This is a genomic window from Pseudomonas sp. E1BtOHC1, from assembly GCF_058744285.1.
Window position 1 is genome coordinate 2,472,671 of the sequence record NZ_CP196023.1, and the last position, 12,025, is coordinate 2,484,695.

The following is a 12,025-nucleotide window of genomic DNA, read 5'->3' on the forward strand; positions in this document are numbered from 1 at the left end:
GGCCTCCCGGGCCGAGGCTCAGCGGATGTGCCGGGCGTAATGCCGAGGGTCGAAGCGCAGCACCATGAGGATCATCACCGCCATCACTGCTGTCAGTGACCACCAGGCCCATTCGAAGCTGCCCAACTGGTCGCGGATCATCCCTGCCAGCAGCGGCGACAGCCCGGCGATCAGGTAGCCGATGCCCTGCACGAAGGCGGTCAGGCCGCCGGCCCGGCGCGGGTCGGGCAAGTGGTCCAGGGACACGATCAGGCTCATGGGAAACAGTCCGCCAATGCCCAGGCCCAGCAGGCACGGCCACAGCAGGCTCAGGTGTTGCGGGCTGAGGATCAGGCCGCAGAAGCCGACGATGATCAGTACCAGCAGGGCCACCAGCACCAGGCGACGATCCTGGCTGCGGTTGGCGATGGCGGGGGTGACCAGTCCGGAAATCACTTCCATGGCGGTGAGAAAGCCCAGCAGCAGGCCGGCGTTCTGCTCGCTCCAGCCGTTCTCCACGTAGTAGGGCGCCAGCCACGCCAGCACGCAGGTGTAGGACGCGGTGCCAAGACCGAAGAACACCGCCAGCAGCCAGGCCCGACGATTGCCGCTAAAGGATTCACGTCCGCCGCCGGAGGCCGGCAGGCTGGGCAGCGAGCCGCGCTGGGCGTACCAGAACACCAGGGCCAGCAGGGCCAGGGCGGCCCAGATCGCCAGGGCCAGGCGCCAGCTGCCGCTGTGGTTCATCACCAGTGGGGCGAAGGACGCCGCGATGGCCGCGCCGCCCATGATCGAGGTGACATACAGGCCCATGAACAGCGAGACGTTATCGGCAAAGCGCGACTTGATCAGGGCCGGCATCAGCGCCTGGATCAGGGCAATGCCGACACCGGCCAGCACGGCGCTGAGAATCAACTCCGCCGCCGAGTCCATGAACAACCGCGAGACCGTGGCCAGCCCGATGATCAGCAAGGACAGGACCACAGTGCGGTGTTCGCCCAGGCGCTGACTGATGGCCATGCCGAAGAACATCGCCAGGCCCATGGCCATGACCGGCAACATGGTCAACAGGGACGCCAGGCTGAAACTCAGGGGGATATCGCCACGGATGCCCGACAGCAGAGGGCCGACGGCGGCCATCGACGGCCGCAGATTGAGGGCCACCAGGACCACACTGACCATCAGCCAGAGTGCGGGGCGGGTGCTTGCACGAACGTTTTCCATAACCAGACCTTCAAGGAACAGGGGGCTGATTAGGCGGCGTGGCTCAGGGAAGGGGCAAATCAGAAAGTCTGCGGTGTTATTTAAAAATTAAATAAGCTGCAAGCTGCAAGCGTGAAGGCCTGAACTTGCAGCTTGGCGCTTGAAGCTTGCCGCTGCCTTTAGAAGGGCTTGGTTGGCAGGTACTTGCCGTCCAGGGTGATGACCGCGCGGGAGCCGCCTTCCGGGTCCTCGACCTTCTTGATGTCCAGCTTGAAGTTGATGGCGCTGATGATGCCGTCGCCGAACTGCTCATGCACCAGGGCCTTGAGGGTCGAGCCGTAGACCTGGAGCATTTCATAGAAGCGGTAGACGGTCGGGTCGGTGGGGATGCCACCGGCGATGCTGCCCCGCAGGGGAATGCTCTGCAGCAGGCGGCTGGCGTCCTGGTCCAGGCCGAGCTTGTCGCATACCCGATCGGCGGCAGCGGCGGGCAGGGCATGCTGGCCCAGCAGGGCGGCGGTGACGAAGGCCAGGCTCAGCCCGGTACCGTCGGCAAGGTCCTGCCACGACAGGTTCTTACGGGCCTTGGCGTCGATGATGGTGTCGGCCAGGGCCAGGCGTGGAGCTTGGGCAAATTGGGATTGCAGCATGGGAATGTTCCTCTTGGATGATGAAGGGGGCTGCTCAGGCAGCGGTTGTAGCGTGGCTGGCCAGGGCGCAGGTCTGCGGGTGCTCGGCCAGGGAGACAAAGCGCTGGCTGCTGCCGTCGAGGGCGGCGATGGCGCCGCTTTCGATGTCATACACCCAGCCATGCAGGTTCAGCCGGCCCTGTTCCAGGGCCAGGGCCACCGAGGGATGAGTCTTCAGGTTAGCCAACTGGGCGATGACGTTGTCCCGCACCAGGGCGTCCAGGTGGTCGGCGGGCGAGGCATGCTGGCGGGCGGCGTTGATCACCTTGGCCGACTCGGCGTGGCGCAGCCAGTTGGCCACGGCGGGCAGGTGGTCGAGGCATTTGCAGGTGGAGATGGCGGTCATTGCGCCGCAGTCGGAATGGCCGCAGATGACGATGTCGCTCACCCCCAGCACCGCTACTGCGTATTCCACGGTGGCCGACACGCCACCGGGTTCCGGGCCGTAGCTGGGGACGATGTTGCCGGCATTGCGAATCACGAACAGGTCGCCGGGTTCCTGCTGGGTCAGTAACTCGGGAACGACCCGACTGTCGGAGCAGGTGACGAACAGAGTGCCGGGGCTTTGGGTGCTGGCCAGTTGCTTGAACAGCTCGCTGCGTTGTGGAAAGGCTTCGCGCTGGAACTTGAGGAAGCCGTCAATGATGTTCTGCATGGGATGGTCCTTGCGTCGCTGATGGGGCAAGGATGGAAGTTTTCAGCTATAGCGTCCAAGACCGGCTTATTATGCTTTCCATAAGTCCTGCCTATAGTTGGAGCCTTCATGCTCTTGCGTCATATCCGTTACCTGCTGGCCGTGGCCGAGCACTGCAATTTCACCCGTGCCGCCGAGGCGCTGCATGTCTCCCAGCCGACCTTGTCGCAACAGATCAAACAGTTGGAGGAGTCCCTGGGCACGCCGCTGTTCGACCGCTCCGGGCGCAGCGTGCGACTGACCGATGCCGGCCAGGCCTATGTCGTCTATGCGCGCCGCGCCCTGCAAGACCTGCAGGCAGCCAAGCGGGCGATCCATGATGTGCAGGACCTGAGCCGCGGCTCATTGCGGTTGGCGCTGACCCCGACTTTCACTGCCTACCTCACCGGCCCCTTGCTCAGCCGCTTCAACCAGCAGTACCCGGGGATCGATCTGAGCCTTGAGGAAATGACCCAGGATCGCCTGGAAGCGGCCTTGGCCGAGGACCGCCTGGACCTGGGGATCGCCTTTGCCGGCGAGCACCTGGGGGAAATCCAGAGCCAGCCGCTGTTCACCGAAACCCTGAGCCTGATGGTCGGCCTGCACTCTGCGCAGCAGGACTGCCAACCCCTGAGTGCAGCGGCCCTGGGCCAACAGTCCCTAGTGCTGCTCAGCACGGACTTCGCCACCCGCCGGCATATCGACCTGTATTGCCGGCAACAGGGCATTGCGCCGCGTATCGCCATCGAGGCCAATTCGGTGAGTGGGATTGTCGAGATCGTGCGCCGCGGGCAGTTGGCGACCCTGCTCCCGAGTGCTATCGCCCGCGAGCAGCCGGGTTTACGGGCATTGGCCCTGCAATCACCCCCGGCGCCCCGCAGCGTGGTGCTGCTGGAGCGCCGGGGCGCCTATCGCAGCGCCGCCTGCCAGGCCTTTGGGCAGATGCTGCTGGACCAAGACTACGGCGCCGCCAGCCACTGATTCACCACCTGGTCATAGGCGCCGGTGGCCTTGCTCAGGTGCAGCCACTGGTCGACGTAGTTTTTCCAGGCCATGTCGTCCCGGGGCAGGAGAAAGGCCTTCTCGCTGTATTGCAGGTAGCGCTCGGGGTTGACCGCGCACAGCCCCGGCTTGTGCTTCTGCTGGAAGCGCGCTTCCGAAGCGTCGGTGATCATCACGTCGGCCTGCCTGGCGAGCAATTGATCGAAGATTTTCACGTTGTCGGCGAACAGGATCAGCTCGGCCTTGGGTACATGGGCCCGGGCAAAGACTTCGTTGGTGCCGCCCGGCGGTTCGATCAGGCGCACCGAGGGCTGGTTGATCTGCTCCAGGGTTTCATAGCGCTTGAGGTCCTGGCAGCGCACCAGGGGAATCTTGCCGTCGATCCCCAGGGGCTGGCTGAAGAAGGCTTTTTTCTGCCGTTCCAGAGAGACGGAAATACCCCCCACGGCGATATCGCATTGCTGGCTCTGGAAGTCCGCCATCAGGGTCTTCCAGGTGGTATTGATCCACTTCACCCGGACCCCGAGGCTTTGCGCCAGGGATTCGGCCATGGCGATGTCGATGCCCTCGTAGTGGCCGTCGTCGCGCAGGTAGCTGTAGGGCTTGTAGTCGCCGGTGGTGCAGACCGTGAGGTGGCCACGTTCGAGCACCTGGTCCAGATGGGAGGTCGGCTCCTGGGCGAAACTGAGGGCGGGGGCACTGAGGCCGAGCAGAGTGCAAAGCAAGAGGCGGGGCAGCATGGGGTCGTTCCTTGAAGTGACGGGCGGGACGCGGTGCCGAAGCATTATTGGCATCGGCCCCTGCTCGGGCAAGGGTGGTCTGGCACCCTGCCCGGATAAAACCGCCCGAGGGGCTTTCGACCTTTTTTTCACGAACGACTGGTTAACCTGTGGCTTCTGGATACCTACAAGAGTTCGCCAGTCATGTCGTCTCACCCCCCACCGTCCATCGAGCTGGAGTTCGCTCGACGCTATGACCAGGAGCACGCCCGTGTCTGCGGTGAGCCCCGGCCTGCCGGGCTCGCCGCACGTCTGGCGCTCTGGCGCACGGCGCGCCTGGTACGTCATGCCCTGAAAGTGGCCGGGGAGCCGGGACTGATCCTGGATGTGGCCTGTGGTGCCGGGCGCTACTGGCCGGTGCTGGCCGAGCATGGCAACCGGGTGATCCTGGCGGCGGACCCTTCCCAGGACATGCTCAATCATGCCCAGACCCATCACCCGGCCAGCCTGCTGCAACGGGTCAAGACCTTTCACAGCTCGGCTTTCGACATCGGTCTGTCGGCCAATGCGGTGGACAGCATCATCTGCATGCAACTGTTTGCCCATGTGACCCGCAGCGAGGATCGCCTGGCGCTGCTGCGGGAGTTTCATCGGGTCAGCCGTGATTCGGTGATCGTCGCGGCCCGGGTCGAGCCGTTGTTCAATATCCTTGCGGCCACGCCGGGTGAGTCCGCGGCGTCACTGGCGATCGGCAGGGTGCAGTTGGAAGGCGAGTTCAAGCAGGCCGGTTTCGAGGTCGTGAGCCAGCAGGATTTCCTGCCCGGTTGTGCGGCGGCGCGGGTCTATGTCCTTAGAAAACCCAGCTAGGTTCTGCACGAAAACTGCCTGCGTTTCGACCATGCCGCGTTAAAAACAGGCTCGCAATGCTCATGTAGGCCCCTACACTCCGCTTGCTCGCCTATTTTTGCCTTGCCTGATCTTCACTCGGCGAGCTTTCGTACAGAACCCGATTCCGACTCTCGGACTATTCTTGCCGTCCGGCAGAAGGTTTCGCACCTGCTCTTGTCGGGTGAATGCTCAGAAATCGCCGGAGGCGATATATACTGCGCGCCATTCTTCAAGGGAGAGCCGTGTGGCCATCGATATACATTGGATTCGCGACAACGATAGCCTCGGTCAGCTTTGCGCCGAGTGGCAGCAGCTGCCATTCGTCGCCCTCGACACCGAATTCATGCGGGTCGACACTTTCTATCCCATCGCCGCCCTGTTGCAGATCGGCGATGGGCAGCGCGCTTACCTGATTGATCCTTTGACCATCGACAACTGGAAGCCCCTGGCGGCCCTGCTGGAGAACCCGGCGGTGGTCAAGGTGGTGCATGCCTGCAGCGAGGACCTCGAAGTCCTGCTGCGCCTGACCGGCAGCCTGCCGGCGCCGCTGTTCGACACGCAACTGGCGGCCGCCTACCTGAACCTGGGTTTTTCCATGGGCTATTCGCGCCTGGTGCAGGAAGTCCTGGGCATCGAACTGCCCAAGGGCGAGACCCGCTCCGACTGGCTGCAGCGCCCGCTCTCGGAAACCCAGGTCAGCTACGCCGCCGAAGACGCCGTACACCTGGCCCAGGTCTTTACCGAACTGCAGCCCAAACTGTCCGAGGACAAATACCGCTGGGTGCTGGAAGACGGTGCCGAGCTGGTGGCCAACCTGCGCCGCGAAGTGGACCCCAACGAGGTCTACCGTGAGGCCAAGCTGGCCTGGAAACTCTCCCGTGCGCAGCTGGCCGTGCTGCGTGAGCTCTGTGCCTGGCGTGAGCGTGAAGCCCGTGCCCGCGACTTGCCGCGCAACCGCATCGTGCGTGAACACGCCCTCTGGCCCCTGGCCAAGACCCAGCCCGATACGCTGGCGGCGCTGGCCAAGATCGAAGACATGCACCCGCGCACCGTGCGTCAGGACGGCGAATTTCTCCTCGACCTGATCAAGCGCACCGCAGCCCTTGGCCCGGACCAATGGCCGCCGGCCGTACCCGAGCCGTTGCCGATCGAAGCCGCGGCCCTGCTCAAGCGCCTCAAGGCCGTGGGGCAGGCCGAGGCCGAGCGTCTGGGCATCGCGCCGGAAGTCATGCTGCGCAAGAAAACCCTGGAAAGCCTGCTCAAGAGCGGCTACCCCAAAGGGCCTTACCAATTGCCTGATTCGCTGCGTGGCTGGCGCCGCGAATTGATGGGCCAGGCGCTGCTGGACAGCCTGGCCACCGCCGGAGAACAGCCTTGAAACGTATCTGCTCCATCTATAAAAGCCCGCGCAAGAACGAGATGTACCTCTACGTACTGAAAAGCGAGGCCCTGGAACGCGTGCCGGAAAACCTGCTGCTGGCTTTCGGCAAGCCGCAACATGCCTTCGACCTGGTGCTGAGTCCGGAGCGCAAGCTGTCCCGGGAGGACATCCACCAGGTGCTGGAAAACCTCGAGAAGCAGGGCTATCACTTGCAGATGCCGCCGGCAGAAGACGAGTACATCGAGCACCTGCCCGAAGAGTTGCTGCGCCGCAATGATCCGGTCTGACCTGTAGGGGCTCGGTCCCGAGCCTCTGTTAAATGCAACTGACTGACCTGGCCACCGCCTTGATCGATGGAGCAATACTCCGTCGGCGGCGGCCTGCACCGTTTTTTAAGGTTTGAACCATGCGCGTTCTGATTGCCGAACACGATCACGCTGTTTATGCCCGCCTGTTGCGTCAGGTGGCACCGGAGCTGGACGTACTGACCAGTGGCGACTCTGCCGAGCTGTCGCGCCTGGCGGCGGATTGCCCGGTTTGGCTGGGCCAGCCGGACCTGCTGGCGACCCTGTTGCGTCAGGGACATCAGCCCCAGTGGCTGCAATCCACCTGGGCCGGCATCACCCCGTTGCTGGCCGACGGCCTGCCCCGGCATTACCGCCTGACCCGGGCGGTAGGCATCTTTGGCCAGGTGATGGCCGAGTACGTGCTTACCTACATCCTTGGCCATGAGCGCGAAGTGCTGGCGCGGCTGGTCAGTCAGGTGGAGCGCAAGTGGGACAACCGCCTGGGCCAGAGCCTGGTGGGGCGCAAGGTGCTGATCGTCGGCACCGGCGACATCGGCCAGAGCGTGGCGCAATTTCTGCTGCCCTTTGGCGTGAAGCTGTACGGCATCGCCAGCCAGGCGCGGGAGCAGGCCCCCTTTGTCGAAGTGGCGGGCCTGGAAGACCTGGGACGCTTGGTGGGGGAGGTGGATTATGTGGTCAATCTGCTGCCCAACACTCCGAGCACTCATGACCTGTACGACGCGGCGCTGTTCAAGCAATTCAAGTCCACGGGGCTGTTCATCAACGTGGGCCGGGGTGTTTCCGTGGTCGATGGGGACTTGGTGCAGGCCCTCAAGGATGGGCATCTGGCGGGGGCGGTGATCGATGTCTGCCGCCAGGAACCCTTGCCGCAACGACACCCGTTCTGGACGGCCTGGGGCTTGCTGCTGACGGGGCACAGCTCGGCGCCGACCTCGCCGGAACTGATGGTGCAGTTGTTCGTCGACAACCTGCGGGCCTATGAGGCCAAGCAGGCCTTGCGCGGCGAAGTGGATTTCGCCCGCGGCTATTGAGAGAGGCCTGATCGTAGGAGCGAGCTTGCTGGCGAAAGCCGCGCTTGCCAGGCCAGCGCGGCGCCCTTTAGGGCTTCGCGAGCAAGCTCGCTCCTACAGGGCCGATTCTTTGTTACAGGCTGAAATCGCCTTCGGCCACCGTCTCGCTCAGTGGACGACGCGGGCTCGGCTCTTCCCGGGCCTGCAGGTAGTCGGCCAGGCTCGACTTGTCTCCCAGCTTGCCCACCGCTACCGCAGCGTGCAGCGCATAGCCTTCGGGAATCTTCAGCTCCTTGCGGGTCAGCTCCTGATCGAAGCCGGCCATGCCGTGGGTGTGCCAGCCGCTGAGGCTGGCCTGCAGTGCCAGGTGGCCCCAGGCCGAGCCGGTGTCGAAGGTGTGCCACAAGGCCGGAGTCTCTTCCGTGGCGCCAGGGGCGGTGAAGGTGGTCTTGGAAATCACGATCACCAGGGCCGAGGCATGTTGCGCCCAGCCACGGTTGAACTCGTTGAGCAGGCCGAGGAAGCGCTCCCAGTTCGGCGTATCGCGCCGGGCATAGAGAAAGCGCCAGGGTTGCGAGTTGTAGGCCGAAGGCGCCCAGCGTGCTGCTTCGAAGAAGCTCAGCAGGGTTTCTTCAGGGATGTTTTCGCCGGTGAAGGCCCGTGGCGACCAGCGTTGGGTGAACTGCGGGTGGATGGCGTAATCGGCAACGCGAGGATTGGCGCTCATGCAAAGACTCCAGGCAACGTTTGAGAATGATGGGGTAAACCGGCAGGCGCAGTTGAGCTGGGCGAAGGGGTTTTCCTGACCTTGTGGGGTTCGTCGGGTGCGACGCGGTCGAGCGTTAATGGCACACGGACGCGGGGTGGTCCGAGGGGCAAAGCTACTGTGCGGGCCTGCCGCTGACAAGCCCCGGCCTACCGACAGTCGTAAGCGCTTGGCCCGCCGGGCCTTCGGCACTAGACTGGCGGCCTTTTCACCCTCGGATACTGATGCTTGAGCCATGGCCGCCAAAGTCGAACCTTTCTGGATACGCAAAACCCTCGAACAGCTCGACCAGGACGAATGGGAGTCGCTGTGCGATGGCTGCGGTCTGTGCTGCCTGCAAAAGCTTGAGGACGAGGACGACAACAGCGTCTATTACACGCGCATCGCCTGCAAACTGCTGGACCTGAAAACCTGCCAGTGCAGCGACTACCCCAACCGTCGGGCGTCGGTGCCCGACTGCATCCAGCTGACCCCGGGCAAGGCCGACGAATTCAAGTGGCTGCCGCCCACCTGCGGCTACCGCCTGGTGAGCGAAGGCAAGGACCTGCCGCTCTGGCACCATCTGGTGTGTGGCGATCGCGATGCGGTGCACCACGAACGTATTTCCCAGTCCGGGCGCATGCTGGCCGAAGGCAGCGTGGCGGAAGAGGACTGGGAGGATCATCTGATTTTCCGCGCCGGCTGAGGATTCGCCGCGTTGGCTGCAGAACCAGGTTACCCAGGAAAGGAGTGTGTATGAGGGTGGGGGCGAAACTGGCGCTGGCCGCTGCGATGCTGGCATTGAGCGCATCGGCCTTTGCGGCGAAGAAAGTCGATCTGGATTATCACGTGCGTTTCCTGCCCCAGAGCGATCAGGCCGAGGTGCGCCTGACCCTGGCCGATGGTTCGGCCTTGCGCAGCCTGGACTTCGACCTGGGCCGGGACGGCGACTACAGTGACTTCAAAGCCGACGGCCAATGGCAGGCTGGGGCGGCGGATGCCGCCGGCCAGCGTGGTGTCTGGCGTCCGGCCAGCGGCAAGGCCAGCCTCAGCTACAGGGTGCGCCTGAGTCACAGCATCAAGAAGGGCAGCTACGACAGCCGCAGCACCGCCAACTGGGCCTTGCTGCGGGGCGAGACGCTGGTGCCGCCGGCCAGGCTCGACCAACAGGACGGCATCGAACTGGTGGCGCGTCTGGATTTCGACTTGCCGGCCGGTTGGAAAAGCATCGAGACCGCCTGGCCACGTATCGGCAAGAATCGCTTCCGCATCGACAATCCTTCGCGGCTGTTCGACCGTCCCGCCGGCTGGATGCTGGCCGGCAACCTGGGCAGTCGCCGCACGCGTCTGGGAGCAACCGAAGTCAGCGTGGTGTCGCCCCTGGGCCAGGGCATGCGCCGTATGGACGTGCTGACCCTGCTGACCTTTGTCTGGCCGCAAGTACAGGCGGTGTTCCCGCGTCAGCCCGGCAAGCTGTTGATCGTTGGTGCGGCCGATCCGATGTGGCGCGGCAGTCTGGCGGGGCGTGACTCGCTGTTTCTCCATAGCCGTCTGCCCCTGGTCAGCGAGAGCGGCAGCAGCCCGCTGTTGCGGGAGCTGGTGCAGTCATTGTCGCGAATCAACGACAGCCAGGGCAGCGATTGGATCAGTGAAGGGCTGGCGGAGTACTACGGCATCGAACTGTTGCGCCGGGCCGGAGGCATCAGTGACGAGCGCTATCAGGTGCTGCACAAGCGTCTGGTCCGGGACAGTCACAAGGTCGACAGTCTGCGGGGCGAGCAGGTGGACAGCGCCACCTTGGCCAAGGCCGTGCTGCTGTTGCAGGAGCTGGATCGGGAAATCCGCCTCAAGACCCGCAACAAGCGCTCACTCGACGATGTGCTGCAAGGGGCGATGCGCCTGGAAAGCGTCAGCACCGCCGAGTTCATCCAGCTCAGTGAAAACGTGCTGGGCGAATCGTCCAAGGTCCTCGACACCCCCTTGCTGCACTGATTCGCCCCGGTATCAGGCCTTGGGCACTTTCACTTCATCATTGCTGGCCGTCTTGGCATGGCGCCCGGCGGCTTCGGCATTGGCCTTCAGATTGCGCAGCTCTTCCCCGGCGCGTTCGATCTTCGTGCGCACGTTGTGCATGTCCTGGCGGCTCTTCTCCAGCAGGCTTTTCGCCGAGCTGTGTCCGGTAATCCCCCGGGCCAGGGCGACGCCACCGATGGCGACTTGAATCAGGCCGAACACGCCGCCGCGGCGCAGGCCCTTGCCCATCATCACCACGCCACCGGCCAGGGAGCCGATGCGCTCCCAGCCCTGGACGTTCTGGGTCGGTTGGCTCGGCAAGGGTGTGGCTTCGATCGTTTGCAGCTGTTTGCGCTCGCTCATGCTCTGTCTCCAAGGGCGGTGTGGGATACAAAGCTGACTGCACCAGGGCGTCGCTGGTTCCCGGGGATTGATCGGCGGGTTTTCAGTACTTTGGACCGGAGCGGGTGTTGTTGCCTTTGGCCAGGCGATCGTAGAGCACCACGTTGACCGTGGCCGCCAGGTTCATGCAGCCGGTGGTGGGGATGTAGACCACGTCTTCGCACCAGTCGCGGATCTCCTTGTCGAGGGAGCCGTCTTCCGGACCGAAGATGTACAGCGCGCGATCCGGGTGGGTGTATTCCGGCAGCGCACGGGCGCCTTCCACCAGTTCCACGGCCACCGGGATGCAGCCCAGGGGGAGGATTTTCTTCAGGTCGTCGATGCCGATCAGGGGAATGTCCTGGTGGACTTTCTTGGTGTCGGTGACGAAGTCGCGGGCACGTTCATAGCGCTTGCCGGTGTAGAACACCGAGGCGACGCCATAGCAGCCGGCGGCGCGCATCACCGAACCGACGTTCTCCGGCGACTTGGGGTTATACAAACCGATGCAGCTGTACCTTTTGTTTGCCACGAGCGAGGAGCCTTGGGGAAAAGAGCGCGATTATACGGGGATTGGGCGGGGTGTGGCGGGGTGTTCGGCGGTTCACGGGCAATCCGCTCCTGCAGGAGCGGATTGCCCGTGAAGCCGTTATTCGCCGTCTTTCTTCATCAACCCGGCCAGGGCGGCGAACGGGTTGTGGGTTGCCTTGGCGACTTTCGGGGTGCTCAGGGAGCCTTCACCGAAGTACTGCTGGTCGGTGTAGCGCGAGTGCTCGTTGTCGTGGCAGTACAGGCACAGCAGTTCCCAGTTGGAACCGTCCTGGGGGTTGTTGTCGTGGTTGTGATCGCGGTGGTGCACGGTCAGCTCGCTCAGGCGCTTGCCGGAGAATTCCCGGGCGCAGCGGCCGCAGACATGGGGGTACATCTTCAGCGCCTTGTCGCGGTAGCCCATTTCCCGGTCGCGCTGGGCGTCGGCGAGGATACGGTCCAGCTTGGCGGTGTTGGACGGAGGAGTGGACGAACTCATGGGTTCA

15 protein-coding genes are annotated in these 12,025 nt (G+C 64.0%); 7 read left to right on the forward strand and 8 right to left on the reverse strand.

The window, feature by feature from the left end:
- Positions 1-18: 18 nt before the first annotated feature.
- The 3 genes from ACSSVC_RS11350 to ACSSVC_RS11360 form a co-directional block, all read right to left on the reverse strand.
- The gene (locus ACSSVC_RS11350) at positions 19-1,203 is read right to left on the reverse strand and encodes a cyanate transporter (RefSeq protein ID WP_346634868.1); all 1,185 of its coding nucleotides are present in this window, start codon (positions 1,201-1,203) and stop codon (positions 19-21) included.
- Between the two features lie 158 nt (positions 1,204-1,361).
- Positions 1,362-1,832, reverse strand: coding sequence for a cyanase (cynS, locus tag ACSSVC_RS11355; protein WP_123726455.1), 471 nt, complete (start codon positions 1,830-1,832; stop codon positions 1,362-1,364).
- A 34-nt stretch (positions 1,833-1,866) separates the two neighbouring features.
- Positions 1,867-2,526, reverse strand: coding sequence for a carbonic anhydrase (locus ACSSVC_RS11360; protein WP_346634867.1), 660 nt, complete (start codon positions 2,524-2,526; stop codon positions 1,867-1,869).
- A 108-nt stretch (positions 2,527-2,634) separates the two neighbouring features.
- Here ACSSVC_RS11360 and cynR point away from each other — a divergent pair, with 108 nt between their 5' ends.
- Positions 2,635-3,525, forward strand: coding sequence for a transcriptional regulator CynR (gene cynR, locus ACSSVC_RS11365; protein WP_404938625.1), 891 nt, complete (start codon positions 2,635-2,637; stop codon positions 3,523-3,525).
- Here cynR and ACSSVC_RS11370 read toward each other — a convergent pair.
- Positions 3,504-4,286, reverse strand: coding sequence for a transporter substrate-binding domain-containing protein (locus tag ACSSVC_RS11370; protein WP_492612293.1), 783 nt, complete (start codon positions 4,284-4,286; stop codon positions 3,504-3,506). The genes cynR and ACSSVC_RS11370 overlap by 22 nt on opposite strands.
- A 183-nt stretch (positions 4,287-4,469) precedes the next feature.
- On the opposite strand from ACSSVC_RS11370, the gene ACSSVC_RS11375 reads away from it, so the two are divergent.
- From ACSSVC_RS11375 to ACSSVC_RS11390, 4 genes are all read left to right on the forward strand, one after another.
- Positions 4,470-5,132 (forward strand): class I SAM-dependent methyltransferase, encoded by a 663-nt coding sequence (locus tag ACSSVC_RS11375; protein ID WP_346634864.1) that lies wholly within the window; start codon positions 4,470-4,472, stop codon positions 5,130-5,132.
- A 265-nt stretch (positions 5,133-5,397) separates the two neighbouring features.
- The gene (gene rnd, locus ACSSVC_RS11380; protein WP_346634863.1) at positions 5,398-6,531 is read left to right on the forward strand and encodes a ribonuclease D; all 1,134 of its coding nucleotides are present in this window, start codon (positions 5,398-5,400) and stop codon (positions 6,529-6,531) included.
- Entirely contained in the window at positions 6,528-6,821 is a 294-nt protein-coding gene (locus tag ACSSVC_RS11385) for a YcgL domain-containing protein (RefSeq protein ID WP_072451013.1), read from the forward strand. The genes rnd and ACSSVC_RS11385 overlap by 4 nt, the downstream gene beginning before the upstream one ends.
- 119 nt (positions 6,822-6,940) lie before the next feature.
- The gene (locus ACSSVC_RS11390) at positions 6,941-7,873 is read left to right on the forward strand and encodes a D-2-hydroxyacid dehydrogenase (protein ID WP_346634862.1); all 933 of its coding nucleotides are present in this window, start codon (positions 6,941-6,943) and stop codon (positions 7,871-7,873) included.
- A gap of 112 nt (positions 7,874-7,985) precedes the next feature.
- Here the strand turns inward: ACSSVC_RS11390 and ACSSVC_RS11395 are convergent, their stop codons facing one another.
- A complete protein-coding gene (locus tag ACSSVC_RS11395) occupies positions 7,986-8,579 on the reverse strand; it encodes a nitroreductase family protein (protein WP_123726448.1) in 594 nt (197 codons plus the stop codon).
- 274 nt (positions 8,580-8,853) lie between these two features.
- Between ACSSVC_RS11395 and ACSSVC_RS11400 the strand changes: the two genes are divergently transcribed.
- Positions 8,854-9,303 carry a YcgN family cysteine cluster protein gene (locus ACSSVC_RS11400; protein WP_102861635.1) on the forward strand — a complete coding sequence of 150 codons (450 nt, stop codon included), beginning with the start codon at positions 8,854-8,856 and terminating at the stop codon, positions 9,301-9,303.
- Positions 9,304-9,353: 50 nt separating this feature from the next.
- Positions 9,354-10,589: a hypothetical protein gene (locus ACSSVC_RS11405; RefSeq protein ID WP_404938629.1), complete on the forward strand. Its 1,236-nt coding sequence runs from the start codon at positions 9,354-9,356 to the stop codon at positions 10,587-10,589.
- Between the two features lie 12 nt (positions 10,590-10,601).
- Here the strand turns inward: ACSSVC_RS11405 and ACSSVC_RS11410 are convergent, their stop codons facing one another.
- The 3 genes from ACSSVC_RS11410 to ACSSVC_RS11420 all read right to left on the reverse strand — a co-directional run bounded on the left by ACSSVC_RS11410 (position 10,602) and on the right by ACSSVC_RS11420 (position 12,018).
- Positions 10,602-10,973, reverse strand: coding sequence for a YgaP family membrane protein (locus ACSSVC_RS11410; protein WP_346634860.1), 372 nt, complete (start codon positions 10,971-10,973; stop codon positions 10,602-10,604).
- 82 nt (positions 10,974-11,055) lie between these two features.
- Positions 11,056-11,523, reverse strand: a complete 468-nt coding sequence (locus tag ACSSVC_RS11415; RefSeq protein ID WP_102861638.1) for an RNA methyltransferase — start codon at positions 11,521-11,523, stop codon at positions 11,056-11,058.
- A 117-nt stretch (positions 11,524-11,640) separates the two neighbouring features.
- Positions 11,641-12,018 (reverse strand): YajD family HNH nuclease, encoded by a 378-nt coding sequence (locus ACSSVC_RS11420; protein ID WP_346634859.1) that lies wholly within the window; start codon positions 12,016-12,018, stop codon positions 11,641-11,643.
- Positions 12,019-12,025 lie beyond the last annotated feature (7 nt).

Coding starts and splice junctions, on each gene's coding strand:
- ACSSVC_RS11410 (WP_346634860.1), bottom strand. CDS start 10,973: ATGAGCGAGCGCAAACAGCTGCAAACGATCGAAGCCACACCCTTGCCG.
- ACSSVC_RS11395 (WP_123726448.1), bottom strand. CDS start 8,579: ATGAGCGCCAATCCTCGCGTTGCCGATTACGCCATCCACCCGCAGTTC.
- ACSSVC_RS11370 (WP_492612293.1), bottom strand. CDS start 4,286: ATGCTGCCCCGCCTCTTGCTTTGCACTCTGCTCGGCCTCAGTGCCCCC.
- ACSSVC_RS11405 (WP_404938629.1), top strand. CDS start 9,354: ATGAGGGTGGGGGCGAAACTGGCGCTGGCCGCTGCGATGCTGGCATTG.
- ACSSVC_RS11400 (WP_102861635.1), top strand. CDS start 8,854: ATGGCCGCCAAAGTCGAACCTTTCTGGATACGCAAAACCCTCGAACAG.
- ACSSVC_RS11375 (WP_346634864.1), top strand. CDS start 4,470: ATGTCGTCTCACCCCCCACCGTCCATCGAGCTGGAGTTCGCTCGACGC.
- ACSSVC_RS11420 (WP_346634859.1), bottom strand. CDS start 12,018: ATGAGTTCGTCCACTCCTCCGTCCAACACCGCCAAGCTGGACCGTATC.
- ACSSVC_RS11350 (WP_346634868.1), bottom strand. CDS start 1,203: ATGGAAAACGTTCGTGCAAGCACCCGCCCCGCACTCTGGCTGATGGTC.
- cynS (WP_123726455.1), bottom strand. CDS start 1,832: ATGCTGCAATCCCAATTTGCCCAAGCTCCACGCCTGGCCCTGGCCGAC.
- ACSSVC_RS11360 (WP_346634867.1), bottom strand. CDS start 2,526: ATGCAGAACATCATTGACGGCTTCCTCAAGTTCCAGCGCGAAGCCTTT.
- ACSSVC_RS11390 (WP_346634862.1), top strand. CDS start 6,941: ATGCGCGTTCTGATTGCCGAACACGATCACGCTGTTTATGCCCGCCTG.
- cynR (WP_404938625.1), top strand. CDS start 2,635: ATGCTCTTGCGTCATATCCGTTACCTGCTGGCCGTGGCCGAGCACTGC.